Annotated in this window: 14 protein-coding genes; 7 read left to right on the top strand and 7 right to left on the bottom strand. The window is 52.7% G+C overall.

The annotated features are described in order from the left end of the window. Positions 1 to 84: 84 nt before the first annotated feature. Both QLG08_RS15505 and QLG08_RS15500 read right to left on the bottom strand, forming a co-directional pair. The gene (locus QLG08_RS15505) at positions 85 to 3,186 is read right to left on the bottom strand and encodes an efflux RND transporter permease subunit (RefSeq protein ID WP_279752610.1); all 3,102 of its coding nucleotides are present in this window, start codon (positions 3,184 to 3,186) and stop codon (positions 85 to 87) included. A 147-nt stretch (positions 3,187 to 3,333) separates the two neighbouring features. Further along, positions 3,334 to 3,621, bottom strand: coding sequence for a hypothetical protein (locus QLG08_RS15500; RefSeq protein ID WP_019106128.1), 288 nt, complete (start codon positions 3,619 to 3,621; stop codon positions 3,334 to 3,336). Between the two features lie 248 nt (positions 3,622 to 3,869). Between QLG08_RS15500 and QLG08_RS15495 the strand changes: the two genes are divergently transcribed. From QLG08_RS15495 to QLG08_RS15485, 3 genes are all read left to right on the top strand, one after another. After that, the gene (locus QLG08_RS15495) at positions 3,870 to 4,409 is read left to right on the top strand and encodes a GNAT family protein (RefSeq protein ID WP_013026839.1); all 540 of its coding nucleotides are present in this window, start codon (positions 3,870 to 3,872) and stop codon (positions 4,407 to 4,409) included. Positions 4,410 to 4,609: 200 nt separating this feature from the next. Beyond that, entirely contained in the window at positions 4,610 to 5,308 is a 699-nt protein-coding gene (locus QLG08_RS15490; RefSeq protein WP_014594389.1) for a response regulator, read from the top strand. After that, on the top strand, positions 5,305 to 6,372 hold the full coding sequence (locus QLG08_RS15485; protein ID WP_014605214.1) for an ATP-binding protein: 1,068 nt from the start codon (positions 5,305 to 5,307) through the stop codon (positions 6,370 to 6,372). The genes QLG08_RS15490 and QLG08_RS15485 overlap by 4 nt, the downstream gene beginning before the upstream one ends. On the opposite strand, the gene QLG08_RS15480 is transcribed toward QLG08_RS15485, so the two are convergent. Next, on the bottom strand, positions 6,369 to 7,313 hold the full coding sequence (locus QLG08_RS15480) for an ATP-grasp fold amidoligase family protein (RefSeq protein ID WP_029569076.1): 945 nt from the start codon (positions 7,311 to 7,313) through the stop codon (positions 6,369 to 6,371). The genes QLG08_RS15485 and QLG08_RS15480 overlap by 4 nt on opposite strands. Positions 7,314 to 7,372: 59 nt before the next feature. Here QLG08_RS15480 and QLG08_RS15475 point away from each other — a divergent pair, with 59 nt between their 5' ends. The 4 genes from QLG08_RS15475 to QLG08_RS15460 all read left to right on the top strand — a co-directional run bounded on the left by QLG08_RS15475 (position 7,373) and on the right by QLG08_RS15460 (position 10,667). Continuing rightward, a complete protein-coding gene (locus QLG08_RS15475) occupies positions 7,373 to 7,570 on the top strand; it encodes a hypothetical protein (RefSeq protein ID WP_105078858.1) in 198 nt (65 codons plus the stop codon). A gap of 300 nt (positions 7,571 to 7,870) precedes the next feature. Continuing rightward, positions 7,871 to 8,869 carry an ABC transporter substrate-binding protein gene (locus tag QLG08_RS15470; RefSeq protein ID WP_013026843.1) on the top strand — a complete coding sequence of 333 codons (999 nt, stop codon included), beginning with the start codon at positions 7,871 to 7,873 and terminating at the stop codon, positions 8,867 to 8,869. Further along, on the top strand, positions 8,869 to 9,906 hold the full coding sequence (locus tag QLG08_RS15465; RefSeq protein ID WP_013026844.1) for an iron ABC transporter permease: 1,038 nt from the start codon (positions 8,869 to 8,871) through the stop codon (positions 9,904 to 9,906). The genes QLG08_RS15470 and QLG08_RS15465 overlap by 1 nt, the downstream gene beginning before the upstream one ends. Continuing rightward, positions 9,906 to 10,667, top strand: coding sequence for an ABC transporter ATP-binding protein (locus tag QLG08_RS15460; protein WP_014605212.1), 762 nt, complete (start codon positions 9,906 to 9,908; stop codon positions 10,665 to 10,667). The genes QLG08_RS15465 and QLG08_RS15460 overlap by 1 nt, the downstream gene beginning before the upstream one ends. A 406-nt stretch (positions 10,668 to 11,073) precedes the next feature. Here the strand turns inward: QLG08_RS15460 and QLG08_RS15455 are convergent, their stop codons facing one another. From QLG08_RS15455 to mgtA, 4 genes are all read right to left on the bottom strand, one after another. Then, positions 11,074 to 11,328: a FaeA/PapI family transcriptional regulator gene (locus QLG08_RS15455; RefSeq protein WP_019106315.1), complete on the bottom strand. Its 255-nt coding sequence runs from the start codon at positions 11,326 to 11,328 to the stop codon at positions 11,074 to 11,076. 292 nt (positions 11,329 to 11,620) lie between these two features. Beyond that, on the bottom strand, positions 11,621 to 12,094 hold the full coding sequence (locus QLG08_RS15450; protein WP_013026847.1) for a hypothetical protein: 474 nt from the start codon (positions 12,092 to 12,094) through the stop codon (positions 11,621 to 11,623). Then, complete coding sequence (locus tag QLG08_RS15445; RefSeq protein WP_029569077.1) at positions 12,081 to 12,860, bottom strand: winged helix-turn-helix domain-containing protein; 780 nt, start codon at positions 12,858 to 12,860, stop codon at positions 12,081 to 12,083. Before QLG08_RS15445 ends, QLG08_RS15450 begins: the two co-directional genes overlap by 14 nt. A gap of 472 nt (positions 12,861 to 13,332) precedes the next feature. Beyond that, the gene (gene mgtA / locus QLG08_RS15440) at positions 13,333 to 16,035 is read right to left on the bottom strand and encodes a magnesium-translocating P-type ATPase (protein WP_014605209.1); all 2,703 of its coding nucleotides are present in this window, start codon (positions 16,033 to 16,035) and stop codon (positions 13,333 to 13,335) included. Positions 16,036 to 16,230: the final 195 nt, after the last annotated feature.

The raw sequence follows: 16,230 nt of genomic DNA, 5'->3' as shown, positions 1-16,230 counted from the left end.
CCATCTTAACGACCTAATACGCTATCTGACCCGACAAGCGGACGAATGGCTATGTTGCCCTCGCCCGGCCTGATTCAGAGGCGCTTAGCGCTGCTTCGGTTTTAGTTTTTCGACCGCCTTCATCACTGAAAAATAGAACAGGGGTACAAAGAATATGGCCAGCAGCGTGCCGCTGATCATCCCACCAAATACGCCACTGCCGATCGCCTGCTGCGTTCTGGCACTTGCTCCGCTAGCCAGCATCAAAGGTACCACGCCCAGGGTAAAGGCCAGCGACGTCATCAGGATCGGGCGTAAACGCATCCGCGAGGCTTCCAGCGTTGCCTCAACCAGCCCTTTGCCGCCTTCGTGCATCTGCTTAGCAAATTCGACAATCAGAATGGCATTTTTTGCCGACAGTCCAATAATCGTAATCATGCCAACTTTGAAGAATACGTCGTTCTGCATATCCATCAGGCTGACGGCAATGACCGCGCCCAGCAGGCCAAGCGGCACGACCAGCATAACGGAGACCGGCACTGACCAGCTTTCATAAAGCGCCGCCAGCACCAGGAACACCACCAGCATGGACAGCACCATCAGCATAGGCGCTTCAGAGGCCGATTGCTGCTCCTGTAACGAGCCACCGGTCCACTCTATTGCAAAACCTTCTGGCAGCTGTTTCGCCAGCCGGCTCATCTCGTTCAGCGCATCGCCACTTGAATAGCCGTGTGCGGGATTGCCGGTTATCTTGATTGACTGATAACCCTGATAACGAACCAGCTGCAACGGGGAGGTTTCCCACTCCGCATGAACAAACTCAGCTAGCGGTGCCATTCCGCCGGACGCATTGCGCACGTATAACCTGAGAATATCCTCGGGTTGCATACGATATTTCGCATCGGCCTGAATGATGACCTGCTGCATACGATCGCTGTTGGGAAAATCATTGACGTAAAGCGAACCTATCGCGCCGGAAAGCGTCTGGCTGATCTCATCAAAAGCCACACCCATCGCAAAGGCTTTTTGTCGATCGATATTAAGCCGGATCATCTGCCCATCGGGTAAGCCGTCAACGTACACATCCCGGACGACAGAACTTTTCGCCGCAAGCGCCAGCAACTGCTCTTCCGCCTTTTTCAGCGCCGCATAGCCTTTGCCGCCGCGATCCTGCAGGCGCAACGTAAAGCCCGATGAGTTCCCCAGCTCGTCAATAGCCGGGGGGATCAGATTAAAGGTTTCCGCTTCAGGATTCGCTGACATCACTTTCTGCGCGCGCGCGGCTTCAGAAAAGGCGGTGGCCCCCTGACGATCTTCCCATCCTTTTAAGGTGGTGAAAGCCATGGCGGAGTTAGGCCCGGAACCTGCAAAGCTGAACCCCATTATCGCGATAGTTGACTGCGTCGCCGGGCTTGAAAGCACCTGCTGTTCAAAAGCTTTTACCACGTTCAGCGTGCGTTCGCTGGTCGCGTCCGAGGGGAGCTGAATGGAGGTCATAAAGTAGCCCTGATCCTCCTCCGGCAGAAACGAAGACGGCAGGTTTTTTATCGCCAGAAAGAACAGCAGGCACAGCGCCGCATAAACCGCTAACGCACCGCCTACCCGTTTTAATAAACGGCTTACGCCCTGGCCGTAAAGGTAAGTCATTGCTGCAAACTTATGGTTGAACCAGCCAAAGAAGCCTTTTTTCTGATGAGCATGCCGATCAACAGGTTTTAATAGCGTGGCACATAGCGCCGGCGTCAGGCTGAGCGCCAGGAAGGCGGAGATCAGGATAGAAACCGCCATTGAGAGCGTAAACTGCCGGTATATCGCCCCAACGGAACCACTGGCCATCGCCATCGGGATAAAGACCGCGCTCAGGACCAGCGTAATCCCGATGACCGCACCGGTAATCTCCTTCATCGCCTTTTGCGTTGCCGCTTTCGGGCCCAGCCCCTCTTCCGTCATGATTCGTTCGACGTTTTCCACCACCACTATCGCATCGTCAACGATGATTCCAATCGCCAGCACCATACCGAACATGGTTAATACGTTGACCGAGAATCCCGCCAGCAGCATCACGGTAAAGGTGCCCAGCAGCGCAATCGGCGCAACAATCGCCGGGATAAAGGTATAGCGAACATTCTGTAAGAACAGATACATCACAAGGAAGACCAGTATCATGGCTTCGATAAAGGTATGAATGACCTTCTCAATCGAGATCTTCACGAAGGGCGTCGTATCAAACGGAATGCTGTAAGCCATTCCCTCTGGCATAGCCTGACGCAGCTCGTTCAGACGGAGTTTGATCCGCTCTGCGGTTTTAACCGCATTGGCGCCTGGCGAAAGCTGAATCGCTGCCGCGGTAGAGACGCGTCCGTTTTCACGGGTGGCAAAACTGTAGGTTTGCGATCCGAGCTCAACCCGCGCCACGTCGCTCAGCACCACGCGAGATCCATCCGGATTGGCGCGCAGGGTAATACTGGCGAATTCCTGGGGTGAACCAAGCTGGCCTTTGACCAGAAGCGGATAGCTGACCTGCTGGCCAGCAACCGCCGGTGCGTCACCGGTCCGTCCGGGCGCGATCTGGGTATTTTCCGTGTTGATTGCCCGACTGATATCGCTGACGGTCAGGCGATACTGGCTAAGCTTGACCGGATCGACCCAGACCCGCATTGCTTTCTCTGCGCCAAACAGCTGCACGCGGCCCACGCCTTCAATACGACGAAGCTCTTCCGTGATATTGCGTGAAAAGTAGTCGCTCAGATCGGCCTCAGTGAGTTTGCCATCTTTAGACGTCAGCCCGACGATCATCAAAAAGTTAGCGCCCGAGGCCTCAACGCTCAGGCCATTCTGCCGCACGGCCTGGGGCAGGCGCGGCTCAATCACTTTGATACGGTTTTGCACATCAACCTGAGCCAGCTCAGGATCGGTGCCGGGCGCAAAAGTCACCGTAATGGATGCCATACCGCTGGTATCGCTGGACGATTCGTAATACAGCACGTGCTTTGCCGATGAAAGCTCACGCTCAATCAGCGCCACCACGCTGTTGTTCATGGTTTCCGGCGTTGATCCCGGATATGAGGCGGTGATGCTGATTGTCGGCGGTGCCACCGAGGGATAAAGCGCTACGGGTAATTTTGGAATGGAGAGCAGGCCAAACAAAATAATAAAGACGGCAATAACCCAGGCAAATACCGGTCGATTAATAAAAAACTGAGGCATGATTTACCCTGACTGAATATAAAAAAGATGAGGGCAGAAAACCGTCACCTGTTACGCTGCAAGCCCCGCAGGTGTGCGTGCTTTTTAAAGTAAGACGCCAGTCTGTCAATTCATCGTGGTGGTAACTGGCTTGTTTGCTGTGTGCATTTACGCCTCCTTTAGTCGGCGCAGCGCGGCCTTATACAGGAGCCGGGTCACGCGCCCGCCCCGGCAGGCCAGCGCATTGGTGGTGACCGCCTCCCAGAACGGCGTCTGGGCGGTTCGCTCATGGCGATTAATCTTTTTCACTGGCCGATACATCGTCGCGATCACGCTTCTCCCCTTAACGCTTAACGCTTGCTGTAGCGGTGTGACGCCGGAAGGATGCAAACCGGTGGTGAACAGCAGCAAAAATAAAAAGCAAAAACCGGACCTCACTAAATTACGCGGCGTCATCACGAATACTCTCCAATAATGCGCATTATTCCGGAGTGTACCCGCCTGACAATGACCTATTATGTAAAGTTTATGGAGAGAGTATGGATAGGTAAAAATAAAAAAACGTCGCACACCGCGCAATATATTCGATAGACAATTTAAAAGCGCAGGACATAATATATGCTGAACTTTGACAGGGACAGAGATTATCTGGACACAAAATTACAAGGTATTCGCCTTTATTTTATCCCGGGAAAGGGTTTGAGATGAAAATAGCTGAAAGTGAACGCGTCTTCATCAGGCGTTTTTTGCAACAGGATGCTCAGGGCCTGTTAAATTATTTATCCGCGCCTTATCCGGCCTGCTTTTTCGATGAGAAACTGGCCGATCTTGAGGCCGCCGTCAAGGAGGCGCGGAAAAGGAGCATTGACGCCACGCAGTTTGCCCTGTGTCTGCAACAGACAGGCGAATTAATCGGTCATCTTTTTGCCTGCGATGACGAAGAACCGGATGCCCGTACCCGGAACGTGGGATGGTATCTGAATCCTGCCTATCAAGGCCATGGCTATGCTCAGGAAGCCGCAATCTGCCTGTTTAATTATTTATTTCGGATAAAAAATGTCAGGCGGATTTATGCCTATGTCGCCGATGACAACGCAGGTTCGCAGCGATTATGTCAGCGTTTGGGGATGCGGCTGGAAGGATGCTTTAAAGAGCATGTGTCATTCACGGATCACAATGGCATCGCGATTTATGAAAATACGCAGGTTTACGCCATCCTGCAAAGAGAGTGGTGCATCAGCTAATCGGCGTTCCATGCTTTCTGTCGCCGCGTGACGTTGCTTTTCTTTTGGCTAAGGTCTGATTGTGGGTTTCATGCTGTGCGCAGTGCTTTTGCTGGTCTGCCTGTCATGACAGGCGTAATGTTCCTGATGATAGGACGCGCTTCTCCTCCGGCTGTGCTGCCCCATCATCCGCAACAGGTGTTTTTAATTTTGAGGGCGTTATGAGCAACGACAATCTAATCCTTGTGGCAGAGGATGACTTTGAAATCTCTGATATATTAATGAGTTATATCAAACGCGCCGGAATGAAAGCGGTACATGCGGCAGAGGGGGAAAGCGCTCTGGCCTTAATTAAAACCTTACAGCCTGACCTGGTGCTGCTGGATATCCAGTTGCCGCTAATCGATGGCTGGAATGTGCTTTCAACGTTGCGTAAAGAAAGCAACACGCCGGTGATCATGGTGACCGCGCTGGATCAGGATATTGATAAGCTGATGGGGCTTCGCCTGGGTGCCGATGACTATATCGTTAAACCCTTTAATCCTTCGGAAGTGGTCGCCCGTATTGAGGCCGTGCTGCGCAGAGCAAAAAATCAGGCTGTCCCTCAATCCCTGATCAGAACCCGCTTTATGACCATCTACACCGATGAGTTCTGTGTGGAGATCCACAGCGGTGGACAGACGTTTACGCCGGTGCTGACCACCACAGAATTCAAGCTTCTGACGCACATGGCAAAATATCCCCGTAAGGTCTTCAGCCGTGAAGAACTGCTCAATGCCTGCCTGCCCGAAAGCGACACGCTCGACAGAACCGTAGACAGCCACATGAGTAAGTTGCGTAAAAAATTTGAAGGCTGTGGCTTAAACGGCGTACCGGAAAGCATTCGTGGGATAGGCTATCGGCTGGGTGAACAGAAGTGAATAAAGATAAAGCGCTCAGTCGGCAAATTCTTCTGTTTATGCTGTCCCTGACGTTCACCATCATTATTGTGGCCGTGGTCGGTTCCTATCTGTTTTACAGCTTCATTATTGAAAACTTCCCCGGCGGTTTGTCCGCCAGCAACAGTGAAAGCATGACGGTTTTTGACTGGGTCTGGATCGCTATCAGCTCGATAATCAGCTTCCTGATTGCATTACTGTTTGCTTTCAAACTCTCCGCCAAGATACTGAATCCCCTGAGTTCCGTTGCCACCAGTTTGCGCCGGATTTCTCAGGGCGATTTGAGCGCCCGCGCCGCAAACAGTCAGAGCAGCCTGGGGGAGGTGAATACGTTAGTCAGGGACTTTAACGAAATGGCGGAAAAGCTGCAGACGCTGGACAACCAAAGAAAGTCCTGGAATGCGGCGATCGCCCATGAACTCAGAACGCCGGTCACGATTTTACGCGGCAGGCTGCAGGGGCTGGTTGAAGAGGTGTTTGAACCCGATCCGCCGTTGTTCAAAAGCCTGCTGCGGCAGACAGAAGGATTATCACGGCTTATCGACGATTTGCGCGTCGTGGGAGCGGCAGAAGGCGGATCCTTTACGCTGGATGTGAAAGCCGTGGCAATGAGCGATGTGCTGGAAAACGTTGGCGCATCGTTTGGTCACCCGTTTCAGGAGCAGGGATTTAACCTCATCATTGAGCAAAATAATGCCGTTACGCGGTGTGATCCGCTGCGCATTATCCAGTGCCTGACCATTTTATTTGATAACGCGCTTAATTACGCCACGCCGGGCATCGTCAGGGTCCGAAGCGGACATCGGGACAACCTGTTTTTTATTGAGGTGGAAGATACGGGGCCGGGCGTGCCTGACGATTTCCAGCGTCATATGTTTGAGCCGTTTCAACGCGGCGCCGCAGGTCGTGCGATAAACCCGGCGGGATGCGGGCTGGGTTTATCCGTTGCGAAGGCGATTATGCAGGCTCATGGGGGCGATATTCGTTACCGCACATCATCCCAGGGCGGCTCCCTTTTTTTACTGCGCTGGCCTGACGCTGACTAGCGCAAATCCACCTCTGGGCTTGAAGGCAGGCGGAAGGTTTTATGGTACGCCTGCTGTTGCCACATCGCGCCAAGTATCGCGTCCCATTCCTGGGGAATGATTTTGAGCTTACCGCGCTGTGGCGTAAGCGTGATCTCGCTGAAGTACAGGCTGTCGTCCTTCAGCATTAAATCGACCCGGCAATAGTCGATATCTTTTGCCAGCGCCTGCGCAGCAGAGAGGGCGCGATAAAACAGCGCCGGTTCCGGTATAAAAGCCGGATGATGGGGATAGGCTATCTGGAAGGGCTGCAGTTCCCATTTTCTGTTGTACACATTCACGTACTCCCTGCCCTGTTCATCAGTAAAGTCGGCTTCGATAATGCTCGCATTGCCATCGAAGCAGTGAATACGCAACATTTCGGGCGTAGTGCTTCTGTCCCTTCCCTCAAACAGTTCAATATATTCTTCACACAGAATGGTGGGCGTAATGTCTTTGTATTGCCACTCTCGCGTGCAGTAATACATGTTCTTTTTCAGGGCTAAATCCAGCGTTAATAAAGCAGACTGACTATCGAACGCCGTTTTGTCTTTGCAGATTATCGTGCTGCCACTGTCGTGATTGCACTTTAAAACGAAGGTATCGGGCAACGCGGCAAAATCAATCTCTTTAGTGCTTTTATAGGTCTTAATTAAGGGCGCGACCGTGACTTCATCCGTGCGGCTGGCAACGTAGTGACGGACAGCGAGCTTGTCTGCCAGCAGCGTATAAAGCGGCTTCCTGTCATAGAGCAGCCTGTAGCACATTTTTTCATTCAACGTGACAGGATGAATCAGATCCGGCTCTCTGTTTAACAACGGGCGCAGTCGTTGCGTATGGAAAAGTACGTCGCTAATTAAAAAACACCTGATGATTTTGAGGTTATATTCAACATATTTAGCGATATAGTTCAGCGTCTTCATCTTATCCTCCCCGAAAGTGGCAGGATGATAAGCAGAATAGATTGCTGGAGTTTGTGTGAATGATGGAGCAGAGATGGAGCCGCCAGCCCTTGCCGAAAACGTCGCTGGCGCTGCAGACGCGCCGCGCCGGGGCAACGCAGACGCATTCCCGCGTGAGGCGCTCGCAACCTAGTCAGTCAGTCAGTCAGTCAGTCAGTCAGTCAGTCAGTCAGTCAGTCAGTCAGTCAGTCAGTCAGTCAGTCAGTCAGGAACGCTAAACCGCGCATTGCCGTACTTCACCCTCTTCTCATGGTTAATATTATTTCATCTATCATTACATTAACTATTACTCCTCTAATTGTAATGAAGGGTTTACTCATCTGTTTTAGCTCAGTGTTATTTATTTTAATAATGACCAGGCTGGCACGTTGATTTCTTTCACTCAAGTAATTTTTATACATTTCAGCTAAAAGCCAACTCATATAATAATGATTTCTATTTACATTTTAGGTCTGATAAAATCCGCCGCGCCAGAATGTTAAAAGCACGCAGTCTCATTTATTAATGGACAGATACTAATGAAAAAAATGCTTAGCCTGTTAAGTTTTATTTTCCTGACAACGAGTTCCGCCTGGGCAACCACCTATCCTTTGACGATTGAAAACTGTGGTCAGAAAGAAACATTCACCAAGGCACCTGAACGCGTGGTGGCGCTTGGGCAGAATACCGCTGAAATTCTGCTGCTGCTGGGACTGCAGGACAAAATGGTGGCCAGCGCATTCTGGCCGACCAAAGTCTTACCGCAGTTAGCGGAACAAAATGCCAAAGTGCCGGTACTGACCGTCGAGATCCCAACGCTGGAATCCATTCTGGCGAAGAACCCCGATTTTGTTGCGGCACAGATCCAGCTGCTGATGGGGCCGAACAGCAAGGTCGCCAAACGTGAAGACTTTGAGTCAGTGGGCATCAACACCTATCTGTCTCCGGGCATGTGTGCCACAAAACAGAACACCGGCGATATCTACGGTAGCCGTGCCACGCTGTGGAATATGTCCTACGTTTATCAAGAGATCGCCGATTTTGCCAAAATCTTTAACGTAGAAGATCGCGGCCAGCAGGTGATCAACGACTTTAAAGCACGCGAAAGCGCCCTGAGAAAAGCCTTCCCGAAAGGTAAGAAAGATCTCTCCTTCCTGTTTTGGTTCTCCAGCTCCTCGCCCTCTGCCGACGCTTACGTCGGCGGTAAGAACGGCGCATCCGGTTTTATTGCCAATGTGTTAGGCGGCCATAATGCGATTACCACTGAAACTGAATGGCCCACCGTGAGCTGGGAAAGCATTATTGCCACCAATCCGGATGTGATCGTTGTGACCAGCCTTGACCGTAATCGCTGGAAACTGGATAACGCCGAAGAAAAGATTAAGTTCCTGAAAAGCGATCCGGCGGTCAGCCAGCTGGATGCGGTGAAGAAAGGCCATATCGTGGTGATGGACGGTCAGGCAATGAACCCGACGATTCGTACCCTTTACGGGGCAGAACAGGTTGGCGAACAGTTACGTAAGATGGGCCTGAATTAATGCGTGAAGGGGTTGTTCAGGCACGACGTGGCATGGGTTTTATTGCTGTCGCAATCATCGCCATCGTCGTGCTGTTTATGGTTATCGCGCTCGGCGTCAGCGTAGGCGAATTATCGATACCGTTGAAATCCGTGGTGTACACCGTGACCAATAAACTGGGTATGACGGATGTGCCCGTGAACCGTATTCACGAAAGCGTTATCTGGGACTTTCGTTTAAGCCGTGCGCTGGTTGCGGCGCTGAGCGGTGCCGGTCTGGCCATTTGCGGTGCTGTACTGCAAAGCCTGTTGAAAAATGCCCTTGCCGAACCTTACGTACTGGGCGTTTCTGCCGGCGCATCGACGGGTGCGGTATTGATCGTGGTCTCGGGCGTCGGGGCCGGTGCGATTTCCCTGTCGCTGGGCGCCTTTACCGGCGCCTTTGCCGCCTTTGCCTTTGTTGCACTGCTCACCAATGGCGCACGCGGTGGCACAGAGCGTACCATTCTGGCGGGCGTGGCAGCGTCGCAGCTTTTCAATGCGATTACCGCCTATACCATCAGTACCTCAGCCAATGCCCAACAGGCGCGTGACGTGATGTTCTGGTTGTTGGGTAGCTTTAGCGGCGTGCGCTGGCCTGAGTTTCAGCTGGTTTTGGTGATAGTGGTCATCGGTTTAGCGGTCTGCCTGTACTATTCCCGCGCGCTGGACGCATTTACCTTTGGTGACGACGCCGCCGCCTCGCTGGGGATTCCGGTCGGCGTGGTGCGTCTGGTGCTGTTCACGGCAACCGCCCTGATGACCGCCACGATTGTCAGTATGGCTGGCTCGATCGGGTTTGTCGGCCTGGTCGTTCCCCACGTGATGCGCTTCTTTTTCGGCCCGCTACACAGCCGCTTACTGATTGCCTGTGCCATCGCCGGCGCGATTCTGATGGTCCTGGCGGATATTGCTTCACGTATGTTGATTGCGCCGCAGAGCCTGCCGGTTGGCGTCGTGACCGCGCTGGTTGGCGTGCCTTTCTTTGCAATTATTATTTATCGCTCCAGGACGCAATAATGAGCATCAGCGCAGAAAATCTTACCTGGCGGGTAGGAAAAAAAGTCATCGTTAACGATGTGTCCCTGGCGGTCTCGTCGGGCGAAACCGTGGGCTTACTGGGGCCGAATGGCTCCGGTAAATCGTCGCTGCTGCGCTTGCTGGCCGGTCTGCGTAAGCAACACACGGGCAAAGTGATGCTGGATGGCAAGGATCTGTCCCTGATTGCCAGAAAGCAGCTTGCCCGCCGTGTGGCTTTTGTTGAGCAACATGCGTTAACCAGCGCCAATATGACCGTACGTGATGTCGTAAAGCTTGGAAGGATCCCGCATCACTCCCCTTTTTCCAGCTGGACACATCACGATGATGAGATAGTTGAAGCCGCGCTGACGCGGGTGGATATGTGCTCACGCTGCGATCAGGGCTGGCAGAGCCTGTCCGGCGGTGAACGCCAGCGCGTACACATCGCCAGAGCATTAGCCCAGGCGCCCAATGAAATTCTGCTTGATGAGCCCACTAACCACCTGGATATTCACCATCAGATCCAGCTGATGAAACTCATTAGCGAGCTTCCGGTCACCAGCATTGTCGCCATCCACGATCTGAATCATGCGGCGCTGTTTTGTGACCGGCTGATTGTGATGCTGGAGGGCGAACTGATTGCGCAGGGAACGCCTGATGAGATACTCACAGAGTCGCTTCTGTGGGACGTGTTCAAGGTCAGGACGAAAATCGAGACGTCGCCCGTCCATGGCAAGAAGCATATTCATTACTATGCCTGATTCAGTGCTGCGTTAAATGTTTAACGCGATGTCACCGTTTCCGCTGCGCCCGGCCAGCCGTTTGTGATCGCCTGTTCTGCCTGCCGGTTTGTGTTTACTCTCAGCTTTTATTCGGTCGTGCCCCTTCAGGCCGCTTTCTGTGCAAGGACGGGCTGCTTGTCGGGCTGCCAGACTGGTCGCGTGCTACGGCGCACTTGAGACGAGGGCGTTTTTGCCGTGCTGGCCGAAATCTCATCATGGGCAGCCAGCTTGCTGCTGCGCTACTCCCCTTTCCCCAGGCCATACTAAGCTGGCGCTTTTTCCTTTCATGCACGCCGTTGCCATGCTGATAATGTGTTGTCCCTTAAAAAAAGCGTAGCGTTCAGGGCTGGGCCTGTTATCACGACAGAAATAAGATAATTAAAATTCAGAGGATGAACCACTTGCAGGATTTACGCCCGGGTTCTTTTTTTAATAAACCACTGTTTTCCAGTTTCAATAACCAGTTTCGCGCAGCATAAATAGACATATCGCATTCATCCGCGACATCACGAGTCATTATTCCTTCCGCCTGGCGCTTTATCAGGCACATCATCACATCTTTCATTTTTGGTTTTTTTTCCGTTTCCTGAAGCTGATTCCATTTCGCCTCACACTGAATTTTATAAGCTAAATTTTTCATCGCTGGCTCCCCGTAAGGTAAAAATCCGACTTCATTTTCGAAATCAAACGCTTGTATAAGCGCGTATCGGCGACGGCTCTCTGCCACAACCGACCGCAATCTTAACCGACGATGCAATTTAACAATTACCGCCCTCAGGCAACCACAAACACTTATCCATGCCTGTTTTTAGATTTAATACTCTGAATTTATAAATAAACACAAAATAATAAACCAGACAAAGGCAGCGGTGAGGCAAGAAGAATGAGGACAGGCGAGCGGCAGGCAAGCTCGTGCCCGTCCGGTCAATCCGTTAGCGGGTGTGACAGACAATCAGTGGCAATACACGGCTACCGATAAGTACGGCATCGTTCATACCGGTTATTTTGCTGATATAAAGATAGGAGAAGTTGGTATTCAATACGCTGTCAGGAACATTATCCCGCAGACCCGGATGAAGGGTGAAATGATTGAGTTTATACAGAGACTGAATATAAGGTGAATAGTGGAATTCGGCATTACGCCTTAATACGTAATCCTTGCCATTTTTATGTACGATGCCATCAACGGAGACCATTGCGTCGCCAGAATAACGCAGCGTCAGCACAAAACTGGCGTCCAGATGAAAGTCAGTGGCGGCATCGCGCTGCTGTAAATTAGCCGCGCAGGTAAATTCAAACATGTCACTGTGCGATCGCACGTAATAATAGCTGGCATAAATGACCACGCCCGCCAGGGCAATGATGAGGCACAGCAATAAGGCGAGGCGTCGTTTAGGGTTTATCATTATCTGGCCTCCATCCCAGCTCGGTATAATTTGAGCACGCTATTTTTTCGTCTTTCGTTCTCACGCAGTAGGAGACATAGACGTTGCCGCTGTGTCCTGCCGTGACATTTCTGTCCACATAAAACATATACCGACCGCCCTTCTGACACGCCATTCCGCTGTCTGCAATCAGCTTGTGCCACACGCGTTCAGCAGGAAAGGTCGATTCACCGGGGTGAACGGGAAGATAAAAGACGTCACAGCCGTCCAGCCGGGCGACGCTGACGGGCGTGATGCTTTTCTCTTTCAGAAGCAGCGGAAGAAGAAGCACGCCGAGTAACAGCAAGATAAAACCGCCAGACAGCCAGTAGGCGCGCGGGCTGCGTCGCGTAACGGATGTGGAAGTGGACGCCGGTTCGCCCCCGGGATTTGGGGGCTGGAGGGCCGATTTTTGGATGCGAATGGCGGGATTGAAAACGAAGCCCACCTTGTACACCGTGGTAATCGCCTCCTGCTCTATGCCCAGTGAAGACAGCCCGCGTCGAATGGCGGAAACGTAGGCATTGAGGCTGTTGGAAGAAGGCGTTGCGCCCGTCTCTTGCCAGAAGTTATCCAGGATCTGCTCGCGGGCCAGCACGACGCCGGCGCTTTTCAGGAACATTTCCAGTAAATGGTTGCAGGCAGGCGATAGCGGCACGCTGGTCTCGCTGGAATCCACCAGGCATAGCAGGCCCTGAGCCGGTATAAACCGCACCAAATCGTCAATCACATACTCCGTTTGTTGCATCCTGTTCTCCGGCAACAAACTGCGTGTTTAGTCAATAAGCAACACATGCGTGGCAATAAACCCTTATCGGCATGGGACAAAAGCGCAATGGCTCGCGAAGGCACACAAACGGTGAATGCGGAATTCGCTACGGCAGGACCAGGCCCTCGTCGAGGCGATCGCAGGTTCAGGTGGTTAACAACCTGCACCCGCGGCAGTGAACGCGGCCTGCCCCATACCGGCTCACCTCAAGATCCCCCGACGCTGGCGCGGTGAATAATGTGCAAATTGTATCAGAGAAATCTGGCGGGAGAGAGGGAATGACCAATAGCTTGCTTACATTTATGGCATCACTTTCGACGGATTGATCCAAAACAAAGTGCGCGATCGGCAGCAATGCGGGGAGAGTACGGCGGGCGGTGGATGCCTTGCCAACGCGGTTTCGGCATCCACCTGTTGTTTATGACGTTATCGGTTTATTCCTGCAGGCAGATTAATACCAGCGGCCGAAACGTTTGATATAAAACATTTTCATTCCCTGCGCGACCAGGCAGTAGCTGAATAGCGTCAGCACCAGCCAGGGGAAATAGTGCCATGGCAGGGGCACTAACCCGACCATTGCGCCAAGCGACGAGAACGGCAGCAGAATACCGGCGGCGGAAATACCCAGCGTGGTCAGCAGCACTGGTAACCGGGCACAGCTCTGAACAAAGGGGATTTTCTGCGTCCGTAACATGTGCACCACCAGCGTCTGGGACAGTAAACCTTCAACAAACCAGCCGGACTGGAACAGCGACTGCGCACCGGCGTGATTGGCGCCAAACACATACCACATCAGCGCAAAGGTTGTGACATCGAAAATGGAAGAGGTTGGCCCCATCCACAGCATAAAACGTTTGATGTTACCCGCATCCCATTTACGCGGTTTGCGCAGAAACTCGCGATCCATTTTATCCCAGGGCAACGCCAACTGAGAGACGTCATACATCAGGTTCTGAATCAGTAACTGCACAGAGAGCATGGGCAGAAAAGGAATAAACGCACTCGCTATCAGCACGGAAAACACGTTGCCGAAATTCGAACTGGCCGTCATGTTCAGGTACTTGATGATATTGCCAAAGGTCTCACGCCCTTTCAGTACGCCTTCGCCCAGTACCGCTAAGTCTTTTTCCAGCAAAATAATGTCGGATGACTCTTTGGCAATATCCGTCGCGCTGTCGACCGAAATGCCGACATCCGCCTCGCGCAGCGCGGGCGCATCATTAATGCCATCGCCAAGAAAGCCAACGGTATGTCCATTCTGTTGCAGTAATTTAAGCACGCGTGACTTCTGCTGAGGCGTAAGTTTGGTGAAGATCATGCAGCGCTCGACGTCCCGGCGCAGCTCGTCGTCACTCATGGCCTCGATTTCATTACCGGTCAGCATGGCTTCTGAAGCCAGCCCGATTTCCTGACAGACGCGCATCGTCACAAGGGGATTATCGCCGGTCAGCACTTTAACGCGAATTCCGCTGTCTTTCAGTGCCTGTATCGCCTTGCCCGCGCTCTCTTTAGGCGGATCAAGGAATGTCAGCAGGCCTTCAATCGTTAATTCGCACTCATCTTCACGGCTGAGCGGCACCGATATCCCGTGCTCACGCGTGGCCACCAGCAGCACACGAAAACCCTGCTGGTTATAATGCCGGGTCAGCGCGAGCAGCTCTGCGCGCTTTTGCTCGCACAGTGGAAGAGTGGTATCGCCCTGACGTAGCGTGGTCGCCGCCGCCAGCATTTCTTCTACAGCGCCTTTGCAGATGAGCAACGGGCGGTGGCTTTGCAAATCCTCCACGATGACCGAGACACGACGACGAACGAAGTCGAAAGGAAGCTCATCCACTTTCTGAAACTGGCTGCACTGCGCTTTAGACAGCGTTTGCTCACCAAACTTCAGCACGGCGCGATCCATCAAATTTTTCGCACCGCTCTGGCTGCTGCTGTTAAGCCATGCCAGCAGCAGGACGCGGGCATCCTCTTCATCGTTAGCGTTGAGATGCGCCGACAGCAAAATATTGTCCTGTGTCAGCGTGCCGGTTTTATCAGTACAGAGCACATCCATTGCTCCCAGGTTCTGAATGGCGTTCAGGCGTTTAACAATCACTTTGCGGCGGGACATCGCAATGGCGCCTTTTGCCAGATTGGCGCTGACAATCATGGGCAGCATTTCCGGTGTCAGGCCCACCGCAACGGCCAGCGCGAACAGCATGGCATCCATCCAGTCGCCCTTGGTAAAGCCATTCAGCAGTAAGACAATCGGCACCATCACCAACATAAAACGGATGAGGAGTCTGGAAACGCTGTTCACGCCGCGGTCAAACGATGTCTGTGGACGGCGGCCTGACAGAGAGGCCGCCAGCGAACCAAACCAGGTCTCGCTGCCGGTGGCGACCACTAACGCTCTGGCCGTGCCGCTGGCAACATTGGTCCCCATCAGGCAGCTGTTTTTCAGCTCCAGCACGCTGCGACCGGGTTGCTCTTCAATCTCCACGCCTGCGCTGAGATCGTTTTTTTCTACCGGCAGAGATTCCCCGGTCAGGATCGCCTGACTGATGAACAGATCGCGTGAGGTCAGCAGGCGCACATCGGCAGGCACCAGATCGCCCGCGCTCAGTAAAATGACATCCCCCGGCACCAGTTCGCGCATATCGATATCGTAGCGCCGGGAGATTGCACAGCCCTCTTCACGACGCAGCACGGTCACCTGAGTGCGCACCAGAGATTTCAGCGCCTGAGCGGCACGATTGGTGCGAAACTCCTGCCAGAAACGCAGCAGCCCGCTCAGCGTCACCATGGTAAGAATAATCGTTACGCCCGAGAGATCGGTTTCCTGACCAGCCCGCAACGGCAGCCAGTAATCCGTTATAAAGCTCACCAGTGCCAGAACCATCAGCACATAAATAAACGGATTATTGAATGCCGTAATCAGCTGGATAAACGCAGAGGGCGCCTTCTCATGCATGACTTCATTACGACCATAGTCATTGAGCCGCGCGCTGGCTTCCGCATGGGTCAGCCCCTCAAAGCTGCTGTGCAGATTCGTCAGCGTCACATCGGTGCGATAACGTGCTTCACGTTCAATGGCATAAGGGGTGTTTGATTTTTTTGCTGCACGATGCGCATGGTAAGCCATCGCGGCTTGTTCGAGTTTCATGTCGCTCATGTCGACATCTCCCTGATTTAAAGCAACAGATATCCTGCATGCCAAATAATGCATGCCTGGTTTTCCGGTGATTACCGGTTTATTGAATCAGCCCGTCTCTTAGAAAAAGTTATTTTTCCCACCCTGCGGCCGTAATATCAGGCCGACAGATGTCGGGCCTTGCGAAATAAACGCAAAGCAAAAGAAAGCTGAAAG

Origin of the sequence: Pantoea sp. V106_11 (assembly GCF_029967885.1) — a bacterium.
GTDB classification, from domain to species: Bacteria; Pseudomonadota; Gammaproteobacteria; order Enterobacterales; family Enterobacteriaceae; genus Pantoea; species Pantoea ananatis.
Note: the sequence above shows the minus strand (reverse complement) of the source record. Positions and strands in the feature narration are given on the sequence as shown.

Excerpts from the sequence above, each read along its gene's own strand:
- QLG08_RS15480 (WP_029569076.1), bottom strand. The coding sequence starts at position 7,313 with ATGAAGACGCTGAACTATATCGCTAAATATGTTGAATATAACCTCAAA.
- QLG08_RS15470 (WP_013026843.1), top strand. The coding sequence starts at position 7,871 with ATGAAAAAAATGCTTAGCCTGTTAAGTTTTATTTTCCTGACAACGAGT.
- QLG08_RS15460 (WP_014605212.1), top strand. The coding sequence starts at position 9,906 with ATGAGCATCAGCGCAGAAAATCTTACCTGGCGGGTAGGAAAAAAAGTC.
- QLG08_RS15455 (WP_019106315.1), bottom strand. The coding sequence starts at position 11,328 with ATGAAAAATTTAGCTTATAAAATTCAGTGTGAGGCGAAATGGAATCAG.
- QLG08_RS15505 (WP_279752610.1), bottom strand. The coding sequence starts at position 3,186 with ATGCCTCAGTTTTTTATTAATCGACCGGTATTTGCCTGGGTTATTGCC.
- QLG08_RS15445 (WP_029569077.1), bottom strand. The coding sequence starts at position 12,860 with ATGCAACAAACGGAGTATGTGATTGACGATTTGGTGCGGTTTATACCG.
- QLG08_RS15490 (WP_014594389.1), top strand. The coding sequence starts at position 4,610 with ATGAGCAACGACAATCTAATCCTTGTGGCAGAGGATGACTTTGAAATC.
- QLG08_RS15500 (WP_019106128.1), bottom strand. The coding sequence starts at position 3,621 with ATGACGCCGCGTAATTTAGTGAGGTCCGGTTTTTGCTTTTTATTTTTG.
- QLG08_RS15495 (WP_013026839.1), top strand. The coding sequence starts at position 3,870 with ATGAAAATAGCTGAAAGTGAACGCGTCTTCATCAGGCGTTTTTTGCAA.
- mgtA (WP_014605209.1), bottom strand. The coding sequence starts at position 16,035 with ATGAGCGACATGAAACTCGAACAAGCCGCGATGGCTTACCATGCGCAT.
- QLG08_RS15465 (WP_013026844.1), top strand. The coding sequence starts at position 8,869 with ATGCGTGAAGGGGTTGTTCAGGCACGACGTGGCATGGGTTTTATTGCT.
- QLG08_RS15475 (WP_105078858.1), top strand. The coding sequence starts at position 7,373 with ATGATGGAGCAGAGATGGAGCCGCCAGCCCTTGCCGAAAACGTCGCTG.
- QLG08_RS15450 (WP_013026847.1), bottom strand. The coding sequence starts at position 12,094 with ATGATAAACCCTAAACGACGCCTCGCCTTATTGCTGTGCCTCATCATT.